The organism is Kitasatospora albolonga, from assembly GCA_002082585.1.
In the GTDB taxonomy this organism is placed as follows: Bacteria; Actinomycetota; Actinomycetes; order Streptomycetales; family Streptomycetaceae; genus Streptomyces; species Streptomyces stephensoniae.
Map to the genome: position 1 here is coordinate 4000918 of CP020563.1, position 16700 is coordinate 4017617.

17 protein-coding genes are annotated in these 16700 nt (G+C 69.7%); 10 read left to right on the forward strand and 7 right to left on the reverse strand.

Annotation, left to right across the window (positions count from 1 at the left end; all coding sequences use genetic code 11):
* The first annotated feature begins 38 nt into the window (after positions 1–38).
* Positions 39–1544, forward strand: coding sequence for a hypothetical protein (locus tag B7C62_17375; protein ARF73838.1), 1506 nt, complete (start codon positions 39–41; stop codon positions 1542–1544).
* Between the two features lie 27 nt (positions 1545–1571).
* Here the strand turns inward: B7C62_17375 and B7C62_17380 are convergent, their stop codons facing one another.
* From B7C62_17380 to B7C62_17390, 3 genes are all read right to left on the reverse strand, one after another.
* Entirely contained in the window at positions 1572–2603 is a 1032-nt protein-coding gene (locus B7C62_17380) for an alanine racemase (protein ID ARF73839.1), read from the reverse strand.
* A 77-nt stretch (positions 2604–2680) separates the two neighbouring features.
* A complete protein-coding gene (locus B7C62_17385) occupies positions 2681–3799 on the reverse strand; it encodes a peptidoglycan bridge formation protein FemAB (protein ID ARF73840.1) in 1119 nt (372 codons plus the stop codon).
* Positions 3800–3961: 162 nt separating this feature from the next.
* Positions 3962–4303, reverse strand: coding sequence for a hypothetical protein (locus B7C62_17390; GenBank protein ID ARF73841.1), 342 nt, complete (start codon positions 4301–4303; stop codon positions 3962–3964).
* A 358-nt stretch (positions 4304–4661) separates the two neighbouring features.
* Between B7C62_17390 and B7C62_17395 the strand changes: the two genes are divergently transcribed.
* The 4 genes from B7C62_17395 to B7C62_17410 all read left to right on the forward strand — a co-directional run bounded on the left by B7C62_17395 (position 4662) and on the right by B7C62_17410 (position 6377).
* Positions 4662–4952, forward strand: coding sequence for a 30S ribosomal protein S6 (locus B7C62_17395; GenBank protein ARF73842.1), 291 nt, complete (start codon positions 4662–4664; stop codon positions 4950–4952).
* 74 nt (positions 4953–5026) lie between these two features.
* Positions 5027–5632, forward strand: a complete 606-nt coding sequence (locus B7C62_17400; GenBank protein ARF73843.1) for a single-stranded DNA-binding protein — start codon at positions 5027–5029, stop codon at positions 5630–5632.
* A 43-nt stretch (positions 5633–5675) separates the two neighbouring features.
* Positions 5676–5912: a 30S ribosomal protein S18 gene (locus tag B7C62_17405; GenBank protein ARF73844.1), complete on the forward strand. Its 237-nt coding sequence runs from the start codon at positions 5676–5678 to the stop codon at positions 5910–5912.
* 18 nt (positions 5913–5930) lie between these two features.
* Positions 5931–6377, forward strand: a complete 447-nt coding sequence (locus tag B7C62_17410; protein ID ARF73845.1) for a 50S ribosomal protein L9 — start codon at positions 5931–5933, stop codon at positions 6375–6377.
* Between the two features lie 253 nt (positions 6378–6630).
* Here B7C62_17410 and B7C62_17415 read toward each other — a convergent pair whose 3' ends face one another.
* Positions 6631–7968 (reverse strand): MATE family efflux transporter, encoded by a 1338-nt coding sequence (locus B7C62_17415; protein ARF73846.1) that lies wholly within the window; start codon positions 7966–7968, stop codon positions 6631–6633.
* A gap of 458 nt (positions 7969–8426) precedes the next feature.
* On the opposite strand from B7C62_17415, the gene B7C62_17420 reads away from it, so the two are divergent.
* Positions 8427–9905 (forward strand): replicative DNA helicase, encoded by a 1479-nt coding sequence (locus B7C62_17420; protein ARF73847.1) that lies wholly within the window; start codon positions 8427–8429, stop codon positions 9903–9905.
* Between the two features lie 33 nt (positions 9906–9938).
* Here the strand turns inward: B7C62_17420 and B7C62_17425 are convergent, their stop codons facing one another.
* Positions 9939–10601 (reverse strand): peptide deformylase, encoded by a 663-nt coding sequence (locus tag B7C62_17425; protein ID ARF73848.1) that lies wholly within the window; start codon positions 10599–10601, stop codon positions 9939–9941.
* A 106-nt stretch (positions 10602–10707) separates the two neighbouring features.
* Between B7C62_17425 and B7C62_17430 the strand changes: the two genes are divergently transcribed.
* The 3 genes from B7C62_17430 to B7C62_17440 all read left to right on the forward strand — a co-directional run bounded on the left by B7C62_17430 (position 10708) and on the right by B7C62_17440 (position 14310).
* Entirely contained in the window at positions 10708–11289 is a 582-nt protein-coding gene (locus tag B7C62_17430) for an ArsR family transcriptional regulator (GenBank protein ID ARF73849.1), read from the forward strand.
* Positions 11290–11338: 49 nt separating this feature from the next.
* Positions 11339–12787: an argininosuccinate synthase gene (locus B7C62_17435; GenBank protein ARF73850.1), complete on the forward strand. Its 1449-nt coding sequence runs from the start codon at positions 11339–11341 to the stop codon at positions 12785–12787.
* Between the two features lie 146 nt (positions 12788–12933).
* Positions 12934–14310, forward strand: a complete 1377-nt coding sequence (locus B7C62_17440) for a serine hydrolase (GenBank protein ARF73851.1) — start codon at positions 12934–12936, stop codon at positions 14308–14310.
* A 72-nt stretch (positions 14311–14382) separates the two neighbouring features.
* Here the strand turns inward: B7C62_17440 and B7C62_17445 are convergent, their stop codons facing one another.
* A complete protein-coding gene (locus B7C62_17445; GenBank protein ID ARF73852.1) occupies positions 14383–14835 on the reverse strand; it encodes a GNAT family N-acetyltransferase in 453 nt (150 codons plus the stop codon).
* 27 nt (positions 14836–14862) lie between these two features.
* Positions 14863–15321, reverse strand: coding sequence for a MarR family transcriptional regulator (locus B7C62_17450; protein ID ARF73853.1), 459 nt, complete (start codon positions 15319–15321; stop codon positions 14863–14865).
* 139 nt (positions 15322–15460) lie between these two features.
* Between B7C62_17450 and B7C62_17455 the strand changes: the two genes are divergently transcribed.
* Positions 15461–16672 (forward strand): MFS transporter, encoded by a 1212-nt coding sequence (locus B7C62_17455; GenBank protein ID ARF73854.1) that lies wholly within the window; start codon positions 15461–15463, stop codon positions 16670–16672.
* Positions 16673–16700 lie beyond the last annotated feature (28 nt).

Below are 16700 nucleotides of genomic sequence, written 5' to 3' on the forward strand. Positions count from 1 at the left end.
CTCCCCGGGCCACAGCCCCGTACGGCAGGATGTGCGGCATGCCAAGCCCCAGTGCAGAGGACACGAGCGTGCAGCAGCAGGAGCGGCCCGTCGTGCGGCCCACCGATCAGGACGAGGTCGCGGCGGCCGGCAGTGAGCTGTTCGGCGGGCGGGTGGGGCGCTGGGCACGGCTCGGCGACGGGCCGCTGACGCCCGTACGGGTCGTCGCGCTGGTGATGATCGGGATGTTCGCCCTCGGCATGGTCCAGAAGATCCCCTGCTACGAGTGGGCCTGGTTCCGCGGGGCCACCTCCCAGTACACGCACGCCTGCTACTCCGACATCCCCCACCTCTTCCTGGGACGCGGCTTCGCCGACGGCCTCGTGCCGTACTTCGACCGGCTGAGCAACGACATGCAGTACCTGGAGTACCCCGTACTGACCGGGGTGTTCATGCAGGTGGCCGCCTGGCTGACCCTGACGCCGGACAGCGACCCCATCCAGCAGCGCGAGCAGATGTACTGGATGGTCAACGCGGGCATGCTGATGATCTGCGCGGTGATCATCGCCGTGTGCACCGTACGCACGCACCGGCGGCGCCCCTGGGACGGTCTGCTGGTCGCGCTGGCCCCCGCGTTCGCCCTCACCGCCACGATCAACTGGGACCTGCTGGCCGTCGCGCTGACGGCCGCGGCGATGCTCATGTGGTCGCGGGGCCGGGTGCTCGCGTTCGGCATCCTCATCGGCCTCGCGACGGCCGCCAAGCTCTACCCCGTCCTGCTCCTCGGCCCGCTCCTGGTGCTCTGCTGGCGGGCGGGCAGGTGGCGCGAGTACGGCACGGCCCTGCTCGGCGCGGGGGCGGCCTGGCTGGCGGTCAACCTGCCGGTGATGCTCTACGCCCCCGAGGGATGGCGGAAGTTCTACACCTTCAGCCAGGAGAGGCCCATCGACTTCGGCTCGTTCTGGCTGATCATCACCCAGCGCACCGGCAGGCCCATCGACGTGGAGACGGTGAACACCACGTCCATGGTCCTGATGGTCGTCCTCTGCGCGGGCATCGCCGGGCTGGCGCTCACCGCGGCGCGCCGGCCGCGCTTCGCCCAGCTGGCGTTCCTGGTGGTGGCCGCGTTCATCCTGACGAACAAGGTCTACTCACCGCAGTACGTGCTCTGGCTGATCCCGCTCGTCGTGCTGGCCCGGCCGCGCTGGCGCGACTTCCTCATCTGGCAGACCTGCGAGGTCATGTACTTCCTGGGGATCTGGTTCTACCTCGCCCACACGAGCGGCGACAAGAACCAGGGGCTGCCGCAGGAGGGGTACCAGCTCGCGATCGCCCTGCATCTGCTGGGCACGCTGTACCTGTGCGCCCTGGTCGTCCGGGACATCCTGCGGCCGGAGAAGGACCCGGTGCGCCGGGACGGGTCGGACGACCCGTCGGGCGGGGTGCTCGACGGGGCGCCGGACGCGTTCGCCCCGGTGACCGGGGTCCGTCCGTCCGGGCACGCGGCCCGGACGGTCACGGGGCATCCTGCGGAGCCGGTCGCGGTGCCCAACCGGGACGGCTGACCGGGGCGGCTCCTCAGGCAGGGCGGCTCAGTGGTCGACGAGCCGGTCGTACTGCGTGGTCGTGTGACGCAGATGGGCGACCAGCTCGTCACCGACCCGCGGCTCCTGCGCGTCCGAGGGCACGAACAGGATCGACACCTGCATGTGCGGCGGCTCGGCGAACCACCGCTGCTTGCCCGCCCAGACGAACGGCGACAGATTGCGGTTGACCGTGGCCAGACCGGCGCGTGCGACGCCCTTGGCCCGCGGCATCACCCCGTGCAGCGCCTTGGGCGCCTCCAGGCCGACCCCGTGGGACGTACCGCCCGCGACGACGACCAGCCAGCCGTCGGACGCGGCCTTCTGCTGGCGGTAGCCGAACCGGTCGCCCTTGACGACGGGGGTGACGTCCAGGACGGCCCCCCGGTACTCCGTGGACTCGTGGTCGCCGAGCCAGAGCCGGGTCCCGATCCGGGCGCGGAAGCGGGTCTGCGGGAACTGCTGCTGGAGCCGGGCCAGCTCCTCGGCGCGCAGATGGCTGACGAACATGGTGTGCAGCGGCAGCCGGGCGGCGCGCAGCCGGTCCATCCACCCTATGACCTCCTCGACGGCGTCCGAGCCGTCGGTGCGGTCCAGCGGCAGGTGCAGCGCGAAGCCTTCGAGCCGTACGTCCTCGATCGCCGCGTGCAGCAGCCCGAGCTCCTCCTCCTTGACCCCGTGGCGCTTCATCGAGCTCATGCACTCGATGACGACCCGGGCGCCGACCAGGGCGTGCACCCCGTCGACGGAGGAGACGGACCGGATGACGCGGTCCGGCAGCGGAACGGGCTCCTCGCCCCGCCGGAACGGGGTCAGGACGAGCAGGTCACCGCTGAACCAGTCCTTGATCCTGGCGGCCTCGTAGGTGGTGCCCACGGCGAGGGTGTCGGAGCCGAAGCGGATCGTCTCGTCGGCGAGCCGTTCGTGGCCGAAGCCGTAGCCGTTGCCCTTGCAGACCGGCACGAGCCCGGGGAACTGGTCCAGCACGGACTTCTGGTGCGCCCGCCAGCGCGCGGTGTCGACGTAGAGGGAGAGCGCCATGGCCGGCCCGGAACCTTTCTGGTGGCTGCGGTGAATCAGGAACGCACGGCGTGTGCCGTGAGGGGTATTGAAGCGGGTCAGCGGCGCGACATATAGATGTCGAGCGCCTTGTGGAGCAGCTTGTTGAGCGGGAAGTCCCACTCGCCGACGTACTCGACGGCCTCGCCGCCCGTGCCGACCTTGAACTGGATCAGGCCGAAGAGGTGGTCGTTCTCGTCCAGCGAGTCGCTGATGCCGCGCAGGTCGTAGACGGTGGCGCCCATCGCGTAGCTGTCGCGCAGCATCCGCCACTGCATGGCGTTCGACGGCCGGACCTCGCGCCCGATGTTGTCGGAGGCGCCGTAGGAGTACCAGACGTGCCCGCCGACGACGAGCATCGTGGCGGCGGAGAGGTTCACCCCGTTGTGCCGGGCGAAGTAGAGCCGCATCCGGTTGGGGTCCTCGGAGTTGAGGACCGTCCACATACGCTGGAAGTACGAGAGCGGGCGCGGCCGGAAGTGGTCGCGGACGGCCGTGATCTCGTAGAGCCGCTGCCACTCGGCCAGGTCCTCGTAACCGCCCTGGACGACCTCGACGCCGGCCTTGTCGGCCTTCTTGATGTTGCGGCGCCACAGCTGGTTGAAGCCCTTGAGGACGTCCTCCAGGGAGCGGTTGGCCAGCGGCACCTGGAAGACATAACGGGGCTGTACGTCCCCGAATCCGGCACCGCCGTCCTCGCCCTGCTGCCAGCCCATCTTCCGCAGCCGGTCCGCCACCTCGAAGGCGCGCGGCTCGATGTGGGTGGCCTCGACGTCGCGCAGGCGCTTCACGTCCGGGTCCTGGATGCCGGACTTGATGGCCGCCGAGTCCCAGCGCCGGATGACCACCGGCGGGCCCATCTTCACGGAGAAGGCGCCCTGCTGCTTGAGGTGGGCGAGCATCGGCTGGAGCCAGTCGTCCAGGTTGGGGGCGTACCAGTTGATGACCGGGCCCTCGGGCAGGTAGGCCAGGTAGCGCTTGATCTTGGGGAGCTGGCGGTACAGGACGAGGCCCGCGCCGACGATCTCGCCGTTCTTGTCGAACCAGCCCAGGTTCTCCGAGCGCCACTCGGTCTTCACATCAGCCCACGCCGGGACCTGGCAGTGACTGGCCGAGGGCAGGCTCTGGATGTAGGCCAGGTGCTGCTCTCGGCTGATGGTCCTCAGGGTCAGGCTCATGCGGGGGGCTCCTCGGCTGGTGTGTCCCCATCGGTCAGGGGCTCCGGCTCTCGCGCCGAAGCCTACTGTGACCGAGGGGCACCCGGCCTGGCCCCGTAGGACCGGATCGCGACCGGCCGTCCGGCGCGACCGTACGGGCGGCCGGGCCGGACGGTGCGCCGGTCAGGTGATGACGCCGCCGAAGAGGCCGCCGTGCGCCATGCCGAGGTAGAAGCCGATCGCGGAGGCGCCGATCCCCACGACCAGCCCGAACCTCTCCCAGGTGGTCTTCGAGATGTACTGGCCGTAGAGGCCGGTCAGAATCCCGATCAGCCCTGCCCAGGAGCTGATCAGGTGCAGGTTGTGGAACATCGCCGTTACGAAGGCGAGGATGCCGAGCACCCCGGTCACCACCATCAGGACGTCCTGGACGGGGTGGGGCCTGCCGTCCGTCGCGAAGAGCGAACCGGTGGCGGGGCGGCCGGTCGTGGACCGGGAGCCGGCGGGACGAATGGTCTGTGCCATGGAGCACCTCCTGGCCGGGCGGGCGGTGGAATGTAGCGCCTCTCACACCGCGTCTGTACTCGATTGTGCCCCCGGGGCCCCGGATCTGCCCTCCGGGCCCGGACCGCCGTGCCCCGCGGGCCGGACCGCATGTGCCCCCTGAGCTCCGGATTTCAATCGGGAGCCGGTCTGCGGGTAGTCTGTACGGTCTGCACCGGTGTCTGCCCAGGCCAGCACGGCGAGCCCCTCCCTCGGGAACATCCCGGGAGCGGATTGTCAGTGCCGGGTGTTCTCCTCGGGGACACCGTTGCTCAACGCATCACGACCCTCCTGCCACGGAACGACCGTGGCCGCTGAGTCCAAAGGAGGTGGGTTCCACATGCGTCACTACGAGGTGATGGTCATCCTCGACCCCGATCTCGAGGAGCGAGCAGTCTCCCCGCTGATCGAGAACTTCCTCTCCGTCGTCCGTGAGGGCAACGGAAAGGTGGAGAAGGTCGACACCTGGGGCCGTCGTCGGCTCGCTTACGAGATCAAGAAGAAGCCCGAGGGCATCTACTCGGTCATCGACCTGCAGGCCGAGCCTGCGGTCGTCAAGGAGCTCGACCGCCAGATGAACCTGAACGAGTCGGTCCTCCGGACCAAGGTCCTCCGTCCCGAGATCCACTGAGCATCTAGCTCAGCGGTTTTCGGGTCCGAGTAGCAGCAAGCAGCCAGAAGCAATCCCCGCCGAGAGGTTCACCCATGGCAGGCGAGACCGTCATCACGGTCGTCGGCAATCTCGTCGACGACCCCGAGCTGCGCTTCACCCCGTCCGGTGCGGCGGTCGCGAAGTTCCGTGTCGCGTCCACTCCCCGCATCTTCGACCGGCAGACCAATGAGTGGAAGGACGGCGAGGGCCTGTTCCTCACCTGCTCGGTCTGGCGTCAGGCGGCGGAGAACGTCGCGGAATCGCTCCAGCGAGGCATGCGCGTCGTCGTGCAGGGCCGGCTGAAGCAGCGGTCCTACGAGGACCGTGAGGGCGTCAAGCGCACGGTCTACGAGCTGGACGTCGAGGAAGTCGGCCCCAGCCTCAAGAACGCCACGGCCAAGGTCACCAAGACCACCGGTCGCGGTGGTCAGGGCGGCCAGGGCGGATACGGCGGCGGCCAGCAGGGCGGCGGCAACTGGGGCGGCGGTCCCGGTGGCGGTGGCCAGCAGGGTGGCGGCGGTGCTCCCGCCGACGACCCGTGGGCGACCGGCGCTCCGGCAGGCGGTCCGCAGGGCGGGGGCCAGCAGGGCGGCGGGAGCAACTGGGGCGGAAGCCCCGGTGGTTCCGGCGGCGGCTACTCGGACGAGCCTCCCTTCTAGGGCGGGCTCGTACCCCACTTCTTGATCACACAGGAGAAACACCATGGCGAAGCCGCCTGTGCGCAAGCCTAAGAAGAAGGTCTGCGCGTTCTGCAAGGACAAGACCCAGTACGTGGACTACAAGGACACGAACATGCTGCGGAAGTTCATTTCCGACCGCGGCAAGATCCGTGCCCGCCGCGTCACCGGCAACTGCACGCAGCACCAGCGTGACGTCGCCACGGCAGTCAAGAACAGCCGTGAGATGGCGCTGCTGCCCTACACGTCCACCGCGCGATAAGGGAAGGGTGACAACAGCATGAAGATCATCCTCACCCACGAGGTCTCCGGCCTCGGTGCCGCCGGCGACGTCGTCGACGTCAAGGACGGGTACGCCCGCAACTACCTGGTTCCGCGTGGCTTTGCCATCCGCTGGACCAAGGGCGGCGAGAAGGACGTGGCGCAGATCCGCCGCGCCCGCAAGATCCACGAGATCGCGACGATCGAGCAGGCCAACGAGGTCAAGGCCAAGCTCGAGGCCGTGAAGGTCCGTCTGGCTGTTCGCTCCGGCGACGCCGGCCGTCTCTTCGGCTCGGTCACCCCGGCCGACATCGCCTCGGCGATCAAGGCCGCCGGTGGTCCCGACGTCGACAAGCGTCGCGTCGAGCTCGGTTCGCCGATCAAGACGCTCGGCGGGCACCAGGTGTCCGTCCGTCTGCACCCCGAGGTCGCAGCGAAGCTCGGCGTCGAGGTCGTTGCTGCCTAAGGGCAGAGCTCAGCAGAGTCGGTGAAGGGCCGCACCCCGGTGGGTGCGGCCCTTCGCTGTGTGCGGGGTGGGTGGTTTCACGTGAAACAGTCCCTACGGTTTCACGTGAAACGGCGTCGGTGGTCCGTCCGGTGCGGACGTTTCACGTGAAACACGCGGTGGCTCGTGCGGGTCAGCGGTCCAGCGAGTCAACGGTTCTCAGCGGTCTGATGGCCCAGCGGGTCAGTGTTCAGCAGGCCAGTGGCCCAGCGGTTCAGCGGGTCGCGCCGGTCACGATCCACCGGCCCGACCGGGTGCGCAGCCAGAGAGTGACCAGTCGGACGGCCATCATCAGGGTCATCGCCCACCAGAGCGCGGTGAGGCCGCCGCCGAGGGCGGGAACGAGCAGTGCGACAGGGGCGAAGACGGCGAGGGTCACCAGCATCGCCCAGGCGAGATAGCGTCCGTCGCCCGCTCCCATCAGTACGCCGTCCAGGACGAAGACCACCCCGGCGATCGGCTGGGAGACCGCGACGACCAGGAGCGCGGGGAGCAGGGTGTCCTTCACGGCGGGGTCGCTGGTGAAGAGCGGGATGAAGATCGGCCGGGCGAGCATGATCAGCAACCCGAGCACGACACCACTGGCGATGCCCCACTCGACCATGCGTCGGCATGCCTCGCGTGCGCCCTTCTCGTCGTTCGCGCCCAGATAGCGGCCGATGATCGCCTGCCCCGCGATGGCGATGGCGTCGAGTGCGAAGGCGGTCAGGCTCCAGAGGGAGAGGATGATCTGGTGCGCGGCGATGTCGACGTCACCGAGCCGGGCGGCCACCGCGGTGGCGATCATGAGGACGGCCCGCAGCGACAGCGTCCGGACCAGGAGCGGGACGCCCGCCCGGGCGCTGGCCCTGATACCGGCGGCGTCGGGCCGCAGGGAGGCGCCGTGTCTGCGGGCTCCCCGGACGACCACGATCAGATAGGCGACGGCCATGCCCACCTGGGCGATCACCGTGCCCCAGGCCGATCCGGCGATGCCGAGCCCGGCCCCGTAGACGAGGACCACATTGAGGATGCCGTTCGCCGTGAAACCGCCGATGGCGACGTACAGCGGGGTACGGGTGTCCTGGAGGCCGCGCAGCACACCGGTGGCCGCGAGGACGACGAGCATCGCGGGGATGCCGAAGCTGGAGATCCGCAGATACGTGATGGCGTACGGGGCCGCGGTGTCCGACGCGCCGAAGGCGTCGACGAGCCAGGGGGCCGAGGGGATGGCGAGCGCGACGACGACGGCGCCGAGCAGCAGGGCGAGCCAGATGCCGTCCATGCCCTGGCGGATCGCGGCGGGGAGGTCGCCCGCCCCGACGCGCCGGGCGACGGCGGCCGTGGTGGCGTAGGCGAGGAAGACGAAGATGCTCACGGCGGTCATCAGCAGGGCCGCCGCGATCCCGAGACCGGCCAGCTGCGGGGTGCCGAGATGGCCGACGATGGCGCTGTCGACCATCACGAACAGGGGCTCGGCGACCAGCGCGCCGAACGCGGGTACGGCGAGGGCGACGATCTCGCGGTCGTGCCGTCGACGGCCTGTCCGGGGGGTGGTGGGAGCCGAGGTCATGGGGGTCAATCTAATCTTCCACAGGTAAGAGATGCAATGGCCTAGTGTCCCTTACGCACTCTCCTGGGGGGCGTTCGTCCGGGCGTTGTTTGCGGTGATCTTGAAATGAGGGTGAAAGTTTTTCTCCCCCACAGTCAGTGGATGGAGAAAACGCAGGTCAAGCAGGTGGTGGTGGTTCGGCTATGAGTTTGTCCACAGTGCTGTCCCCCGTTCCGTGCACAGGATCGGAGGAGTTCTCCACAGCATCTGGTCCGTCGTCCACATGCCCTGTGGATAACCAGATTGGCTGACGGTGGAGACGGGCCTACCGTGGTCCGGCGCCCGCCTTCCGTTCCGGCACCGGAATCAGCAGAACCAGACGCGCCGGAAGCGGAGTCGGGCGACTTGTTTGTCGGTGCCGTGCCGTAAGAAAGAGTGGCACGGCTAGGTCCGCGAAGCGGACGGGAGGAGGTGGCCCGGTGAGCATTCCCGAGCCTTTGGACGACCCCTGGACCGAGGCCGGTCCCGGCGACCGTCTGCCTGTCTCCCGCCAGCGTCGCGGGGACCGCAAGGGCGGCCGCGAGGACCGGCACGACCGGGGCGCGGACGAGGGCTGGGACGTCGGCGCACCGGCCTTCGAGCGGGTGCCTCCCCAGGACCTGGACGCCGAGCAGTCCGTCCTCGGCGGCATGCTGCTGTCCAAGGACGCGATCGCCGACGTCGTGGAGATCATCAAGGGCCACGACTTCTACCGCCCGGCCCACGAGACCGTCTACACGGCGATTCTCGACCTCTACGCCAAGGGCGAGCCGGCCGACCCGATCACGGTCGCCGCCGAGCTGGTCAAGCGCGGTGAGATCACCAAGGTCGGCGGGGCGCCCTATCTGCACACGCTGGTGCAGTCCGTGCCGACCGCGGCCAACGCCTCGTACTACGCGGAGATCGTCCACGAGCGGGCGGTCCTGCGGCGGCTCGTCGAGGCCGGCACGAAGATCACGCAGATGGGATACGCGGCCGACGGCGACGTCGACGAGATCGTCAACTCCGCGCAGGCTGAGATCTACGCGGTCACCGAGCAGCGCACCAGCGAGGACTACCTCCCCCTCGGCGACATCATGGAGGGCGCGCTCGACGAGATCGAGGCCATCGGCTCGCGCAGCGGCGAGATGACCGGTGTCCCGACGGGCTTCACGGACCTCGACGCCCTGACGAACGGCATGCACCCCGGCCAGATGATCGTCATCGCGGCCCGTCCCGCCATGGGCAAGTCCACGCTGGCACTGGACTTCGCGCGCGCCGCGTCGATCAAGAACAACCTGCCGAGTGTCATCTTCTCCCTCGAGATGGGGCGCAACGAGATCGCGATGCGTCTGCTGTCGGCCGAGGCGCGGGTGGCCCTGCACCACATGCGGTCCGGCACGATGACGGACGAGGACTGGACGCGGCTCGCGCGCCGGATGCCGGAGGTCTCGGCCGCCCCGCTCTACATCGACGACTCCCCCAACCTGTCGATGATGGAGATCCGTGCGAAGTGCCGTCGGCTGAAGCAGCGCAACGACATCAAGCTCGTGATCATCGACTACCTCCAGCTGATGCAGGCCGGTGGGGCGAAGCGGTCCGAGAGCCGCCAGCAGGAGGTCTCGGACATGTCCCGAAACCTGAAGCTGCTGGCCAAGGAGCTGGAGGTCCCGGTGATCGCGCTCTCGCAGCTGAACCGTGGCCCCGAGCAGCGTACGGACAAGAAGCCGATGGTCTCCGACCTGCGTGAGTCCGGCTCCATCGAGCAGGACGCCGACATGGTCATCCTGCTCCACCGCGAGGACGCGTACGAGAAGGAGTCCCCGCGCGCGGGCGAGGCCGACATCATCGTCGGCAAGCACCGTAACGGCCCGACGGCCACCATCACCGTGGCCTTCCAGGGCCACTACTCCCGCTTCGTCGACATGGCGCAGACCTGAGGAAGGCTCTGCGGGGCGTCAGCTTCCGAGCTCTCACCGCTCCAGACGGGCGGCCTTGGCGGCGCGCTGAGCGAAGACGTCCTCACTGCGGTCCGCCATCTGCCTCAACGCGTCTTTGCGGTCCCGCTTGGAGAGCCGGTCGAGGTAGGTGTGACCGAGGAGGTGGTCCGTCTCGTGTTGCAGGCACCGGGCGAAGTAACCCGTTCCCTCGATGACGAGGGGGCTGCCGTCCTTGTCGCGACCGCGAGCGACAGCACGATCGGGGCGAGGAACCGCCATGCCCGCACCGGGTACGGACAGGCAGCCCTCGAAGTCGTCGATGAGGCGGCGGCTACCCGGATCGGGCAGGTCCAGAACCGGGTTGATGATGTGACCGACATGCCGGATTCCATAGTCGTCCGGGCAGTCGTACACGAACAGGCGCAGGCCGACGCCCACCTGGTTGGCGGCCAGGCCCGCGCCGTCGGCCACATGCATGGTCAGGAACATGTCGTCGATCAACGCCGACAGCTCCGGAGTCCCGAACTCGGTCACCTCCCGGCACGGGCGGCTCAGCACCTCCTCACCGACCACCGTGATCCTGCGAACCGAACCCCGTTCCGCCTCCGGCGGCAGAGCCGGACAGGTGTCCACCGGGCGGCCCAGCACCCGGGCCCGGCGGTCGACGGGGCGTGGCCGTTCGTGACGAACAGACATGGTGTCTCCTTTTGCGCACGCCACAGGTCCGCGGAGGTCACCGCAACGGACGCCCTCGCGGTACTCCTGCTTGCAAGACGCTTTGCAAAGTAGCAGACTTTGCAAAGTGACTGAAGATGGCGTCAACGCCCCGGACGGCCGGACAGCCGACACCGGCGAAGAACTGCGTGAGCACGGAGTCCGTACGGCCCTGCTGGACCTGCTCGCCGAGGTCGGTACCGTCACGGCGACCGAAGCCGCCTCCCGGCTGGGGTACAGCTCTGGCCTCTGCTCGTTCCACCTGCGGCAGCTCGCCCGCCACGGATACATCGAAGAAGCCCCCCGTCATGGGGGCCGCGCACGCCCCTGGCGTCTGAGGCGGCACACCCCCGCGGCCGACGCCCCCACGGTGGAGGAGCAGTTCGGCAACCTGGCCCGCGGGCTGGAGGACGAGAGCTGGCAGCGATGGCTGACCCAGCGGGACGAGGCGTCGGCCGAATGGCGTCACGACGAAGCCTTCAGTGCCGTCGCCTACCTGACACCCGAAGAGATGAGCCGGGTCGCGGACGTGATCCGGCGGGCCCTCGCGCCCTACCAGGACCGCGAGCAACGCCCCCTGGCCCGGCCCGACGGCGCTCGGCCGGTGGCCCTCATCACCCGGCTGTTCCCCCTGCTTCCCCATGCGGCGGACGGCGTGGATCAGGACTGAACCCGTCACAGCCTTTGCATGGCCATGCGTGAAGATGCATACTCTTCCTATGTCTAAGGTTCTCACCTCCCTGCCCACCGGCGAGCGCGTCGGCATCGCCTTCTCCGGCGGACTCGACACCTCCGTCGCGGTCGCGTGGATGCGCGACAAGGGCGCCGTCCCGTGCACCTACACCGCCGACATCGGCCAGTACGACGAGCCCGACATCGGCTCGGTGCCCGGGCGCGCGCTGGCGTACGGTGCCGAGGTCGCGCGGCTGGTCGACTGCCGTGCGGCGCTGGTGGAGGAGGGGCTGGCCGCGCTCACCTGCGGTGCGTTCCACATCCGCTCGGGCGGGCGTGCCTACTTCAACACCACGCCGCTCGGCCGTGCGGTCACCGGGACCCTGCTGGTCCGGGCGATGATGGAGGACGACGTCCAGATCTGGGGCGACGGATCGACGTTCAAGGGCAACGACATCGAGCGGTTCTACCGGTACGGCCTGCTCGCCAACCCGCACCTGCGGATCTACAAGCCCTGGCTGGACGCGGACTTCGTCACCGAGCTGGGCGGCCGCAAGGAGATGTCGGAGTGGCTGCTCGCCCACGACCTGCCCTACCGCGACAGCAGTGAGAAGGCGTACTCCACCGACGCCAACATCTGGGGTGCCACCCATGAGGCCAAGACCCTGGAGCACCTCGACACCGGCATCGAGACCGTGGACCCGATCATGGGCGTGCGGTTCTGGGACCCCGAGGTGGAGATCGCCGCCGAGAACGTGACGATCGGCTTCGAGCAGGGCCGCCCTGTGACGATCGACGGCAGGAAGTTCGAGACCCCGGTCGCCCTGGTGATGGAGGCGAACGCGATCGGCGGACGCCACGGCATGGGGATGTCGGACCAGATCGAGAACCGGGTGATCGAGGCCAAGAGCCGCGGTATCTACGAGGCCCCTGGGATGGCGCTGCTGCACGCGGCGTACGAGCGGCTGGTCAACGCGATCCACAACGAGGACACCCTGGACAACTACTACAACGAGGGGCGGCGGCTCGGCCGACTGATGTACGAGGGCCGCTGGCTCGACCCGCAGGCGCTGATGATCCGCGAGTCGCTGCAGCGCTGGGTCGGCACGGCGGTCACCGGGGAGGTGACGCTGCGGCTGCGGCGCGGTGAGGACTACTCGATCCTGGACACCTCGGGACCGGCTTTCAGCTACCACCCGGACAAGCTGTCGATGGAGCGCACCGAGGACTCCGCGTTCGGTCCGGTGGACCGGATCGGCCAGCTCACCATGCGCAACCTCGACATCGCCGACTCGCGCGCCAAGCTCGAGCAGTACGCCGGTCTCGGCATGGTCGGCTCGACCCACCCCGCGCTCATCGGTGCCGCCCAGGCGGCCTCGACCGGACTGATCGGCGCGATGCCGCAGGGCGGCGCCGAGGCCATCGCCTCGCGCGGCCAGGACTCCGGCGACGACGAGATGCTCGACCACGCGGCGATGGAGTTCGGCACCGACTGACCGACTGACCGACTGGCCGACTGACCGGCTCCGGCTTTCCGGCTTCCGGGCCGGAAGCGCCGGGTGCCGGAGCGCGCTGTTCGTGAAGGAGCTCGCGCCCGGTAATTACCTCGCCCGGGCGGCAGTTCGTCGGGTATGGGTTGACCATGACCTCTCCCAGTGAAGAACTGCTCCCCAGTACCCGGCGCTCCCTCCTCCACCGCATCGCCACCGCACAGCGGGAGGGCCGGGCGCCCTCTCTCGCCGCTGCGGTCCGGCGGGAGGGGCGGATCGCCTGGAGCGGGGGCCGTACGGGTCAGGAGGGGCCGTTCCCGGACGCCGATACGCAGTACCGGATCGGCTCGATCACCAAGACCTTCACCGCGGTCCTGGTCCTGCGGCTGCGCGACGAGGGGCTGCTCGACCTGGACGACCAGGTGGAGAAGCACCTCCCCGGCACCGGGGCGGGCGGGGCGACCGTCTTCCAACTGCTCGGCCACAGCGCCGGACTGGGCGCCGAGGCGCCCGCCCCCTGGTGGGAGCGGACCCCGGGGACCCTGCGGCCCGAACTCGCCGATGTGCTCGGCGAGCGCCCGCAGCCGCATCCGGCGGGTCACCGCTTCCACTACTCCAACCCGGGCTACACCCTGCTCGGTTCGCTGGTCGAAGCGGTGCGCGGGGTCTCCTGGGAGGAGGCGCTGCGCCGCGAGATCCTGGAGCCGCTGGGCATGGACCGTACGACCTACGGGCCGGTCGCACCGTACGCGGAGGGCTGGGCCGTGCACCCCTGGGCCGATGCGGTGGTGAGCGAGCCCGCCGAGGACCTGGGGCTGATGGCGCCCGCCGGTCAGCTCTGGTCGACCCCCGCCGATCTGCTGCGGTTCGCCGGCTTCCTGGCCGAGGGGGACGACCGGGTCCTGTCGGCCGCGTCCGTACGGGAGATGCGGACCCCCGCCGCCCCCACCGAGATCGGGGGCAGCGGATACGGTCTCGGTCTCCAGATCGTGAAGACGGAGACCCGTACCCTCTTCGGGCACGGGGGTTCACTGCCCGGATTCGTCGCGGGCCTGTGGTTCAGCGAGCAGGACGATGTCGCCGCGGTCGCTCTCGCCAACGCCACCTCGGGCCTGCCCGCCGGCACGGTGGCCGCCGAACTCCTGAGCATCGTCGCGGACGCGGAGCCGCGTATCCCGGAACCCTGGAGCCCGCTGCCGGAGGTCGACGAGGAACTGCTCGCCCTGACGGGGATCTGGCACTGGGGGACCCACACGTTCACGCTGAGGCTGACCGGGGGCCGGGGCCTTGAGCTCAGGCCGCTGGGCGGCACCGGTCGCGGTGCGTCCTTCGCGCCCCGGCCGGACGGCACCTGGACGGGCCTGGACGACTACTACGCGGGGGAGATCCTCCGTGTCGTACGCAGGGACGACGGCTCGGTCGACCACCTCGACCTCGGCTCGTTCGCCTTCACCCGTGAGCCCTATGAGGCGGGGGCGGATGTTCCCGGTGGGCTGGACCCGGCGGGCTGGCGGGGGACCGGCGGCTGACAGCCGGTCCGTGACGGCCGGTGGGGGTGGGTGTTTCACGTGAAACACCCACCCCCACCGGCCGTTGGTGTGTCAGAGAGCGAGCTTGAAGCCCACGTGGCTGGCCGTGAACCCGAGCCGCTCGTAGAAGCGGTGCGCGTCCTCGCGGGTGGCATCCGAGGTGAGCTGCACCAACTGGCAGCCCTGGCGGCGGGATTCGTCGACCGCCCACTGGATCAGCTGCGTGCCGAGCCCGCTGCCCCGCTCGTCGGCGTGGATGCGGACGCCCTCGATGATGGAGCGGGTGGCACCGCGCCGGGACAGTCCGGGGACCACGGTCAGCTGGAGGGTCCCGACGGCACGGCCCTCGCGGACGGCGACCACGACATGCTGGTTCGGGTCGTCGGCCAGTCGGCGGAGAGCGGCGCGGTAGGGGGACAGGTCGTCCGGCGACTCGCGCTGCGCGCCGAGCGGGTCGTCGGCCAGCATGGCCACCACGGCGGCGAGGTCGGGCTCGGCCATGGGGCGTATCTCAAGATCGCTCATGACCGGCAGAGTACGTGGTCCGCTCGGTCAGACCGTGGCCTTCAGCCCTTCGACCACCCGGACCAGGGGGGCGAGCTCGGGGTTCTCCGACGCCTCGTCCAGGGCCGCCCGCAGGGCGCTGTCGTTGGTCGGCCGGGCCGCCGCGAGCAGGTCGAGTCCGGCCTCGGTGACATCGGTGTAGATGCCCCGCCGGTCGGTCGCGCACAGATACCGGGTCAGCAGCCCGCGCTCCTCCAGCCTGGTGACCAGGCGGGTGGTGGCGCTCTGGCTGAGCACCACGGCGTCGGCGACCTGCTTCATCTGGAGGTGGCCGCCGGGGCCGCTGTGCTGTCGGCTCAGCACATCGAGCAGCGAGTACTCGCGAACGCTGAGCCCGTGGCCCGACTGGAGGGCGCGTTCGACGCGGGCCTCGATCTTCCCGTGGAGCAGGGAGAGGGCGCACCAGCCCTGGGCGAGGGCGGTCAGGGCCGGGTCGGTCGCGGTCATGGTCTCTCCTCCGTGCCGGAGCTGCGTGGTTCCAGGATAGGGGACGCCTGCAATAGCCAGCGTTTGCAATTAACCAGCGTCTGCAATTATTGTCTACGACGGTAAAGCGCACACGCAATCTTCAGGGAAGGTGAAACCCATGCCGCTCGCGCTCCTCGCCCTCGCCATCGGGGCATTCGGGATCGGGACGACCGAGTTCGTGATCATGGGGCTGCTCCCCGAGGTCGCCGCGGACTTCCAGGTCTCGATCCCGACGGCGGGTTTTCTGGTGACGGGCTACGCGCTCGGTGTTGTCCTCGGCGCCCCGCTGATGACCCTGCTCGGCACCCGGGTCACCCGTAAGCGGATGCTGATGCTCCTGATGGGGCTGTTCATCGTGGGCAACCTGGTCTCCGCCCTCGCCCCCGTCTTCGGCGTCATGCTCGCCGGACGCGTGGTCGCCTCCCTCGCCCACGGTGCCTTCTTCGGCATCGGCTCCGTGGTCGCGGCCGGTCTGGTCGCCCCGCAGAAGAGGGCCGGGGCCATCGCCATGATGTTCACCGGGCTCACCGTCGCCAACGTCGTCGGCGTCCCGCTCGGCACCTACATCGGCCAGTCCGCGGGCTGGCGGACCACGTTCGTCGTCGTCGCCCTCCTCGGTGTGATCGGGCTCCTCGGAGTCGCGAAGCTCGTTCCGGAGCAGCCCACGCCCGAAGGCGTACGCATCCGCCACGAACTGGCCGCGTTCCGCAACGTCCAGGTCCTGCTCGCGATGGCCATGACCGTCCTGGGCTTCGGCGGAGTCTTCGCCGCGATCACCTACATCACCCCGATGATGACCGAGGTCGCCGGATACTCGGCCTCGTCCGTCACCTGGCTGCTGGTCCTCTTCGGCCTCGGCATGGTGGGCGGCAACCTGGTCGGCGGGAGGTTCGCCGACCGCCGTCTGATGCCGATGCTGTACGTCTCGCTCGGCGCGCTCGCCCTCGTCCTCGGCCTGTTCACCGTCACCGCCCACAACAAGCCCGCCGCGGCCGTCACCGTCGTGCTGATCGGCGCCCTGGGCTTCGCGACCGTCCCCCCGCTCCAGAAGCGGGTCCTCGACCAGGCGGCGGGCGCTCCCACCCTGGCCTCCGCCGTCAACATCGGGGCCTTCAACCTCGGCAACGCCCTGGCCGCCTGGCTCGGCGGCCTCGTGATCGCCGCCGGGCTCGGCTACACCGCCCCCAACTGGGTCGGCGCGGCCCTCGCCGCCTCCGCGCTGGTCCTGGCCGTGGTCTCCGGCCTGCTGGAGCGCCGCGCCCCCGCCACCGGGGGCCGGACCGTCGCCGGGAGCACTCCCGGGCCGGTCGCCGTCACGGCCCGGCACTGAGCCCCGCCCCACCGGGGCTTTCCCCAGC

Bases quoted from the DNA above. Each gene is read 5' to 3' on its own strand.
- B7C62_17375 (ARF73838.1), top strand. From the start codon at position 39: ATGCCAAGCCCCAGTGCAGAGGACACGAGCGTGCAGCAGCAGGAGCGG.
- B7C62_17380 (ARF73839.1), bottom strand. From the start codon at position 2,603: ATGGCGCTCTCCCTCTACGTCGACACCGCGCGCTGGCGGGCGCACCAG.
- B7C62_17385 (ARF73840.1), bottom strand. From the start codon at position 3,799: ATGAGCCTGACCCTGAGGACCATCAGCCGAGAGCAGCACCTGGCCTAC.
- B7C62_17390 (ARF73841.1), bottom strand. From the start codon at position 4,303: ATGGCACAGACCATTCGTCCCGCCGGCTCCCGGTCCACGACCGGCCGC.
- B7C62_17395 (ARF73842.1), top strand. From the start codon at position 4,662: ATGCGTCACTACGAGGTGATGGTCATCCTCGACCCCGATCTCGAGGAG.
- B7C62_17400 (ARF73843.1), top strand. From the start codon at position 5,027: ATGGCAGGCGAGACCGTCATCACGGTCGTCGGCAATCTCGTCGACGAC.
- B7C62_17405 (ARF73844.1), top strand. From the start codon at position 5,676: ATGGCGAAGCCGCCTGTGCGCAAGCCTAAGAAGAAGGTCTGCGCGTTC.
- B7C62_17410 (ARF73845.1), top strand. From the start codon at position 5,931: ATGAAGATCATCCTCACCCACGAGGTCTCCGGCCTCGGTGCCGCCGGC.
- B7C62_17415 (ARF73846.1), bottom strand. From the start codon at position 7,968: ATGACCTCGGCTCCCACCACCCCCCGGACAGGCCGTCGACGGCACGAC.
- B7C62_17425 (ARF73848.1), bottom strand. From the start codon at position 10,601: ATGTCTGTTCGTCACGAACGGCCACGCCCCGTCGACCGCCGGGCCCGG.
- B7C62_17435 (ARF73850.1), top strand. From the start codon at position 11,339: ATGTCTAAGGTTCTCACCTCCCTGCCCACCGGCGAGCGCGTCGGCATC.
- B7C62_17440 (ARF73851.1), top strand. From the start codon at position 12,934: ATGACCTCTCCCAGTGAAGAACTGCTCCCCAGTACCCGGCGCTCCCTC.
- B7C62_17445 (ARF73852.1), bottom strand. From the start codon at position 14,835: ATGAGCGATCTTGAGATACGCCCCATGGCCGAGCCCGACCTCGCCGCC.
- B7C62_17450 (ARF73853.1), bottom strand. From the start codon at position 15,321: ATGACCGCGACCGACCCGGCCCTGACCGCCCTCGCCCAGGGCTGGTGC.
- B7C62_17455 (ARF73854.1), top strand. From the start codon at position 15,461: ATGCCGCTCGCGCTCCTCGCCCTCGCCATCGGGGCATTCGGGATCGGG.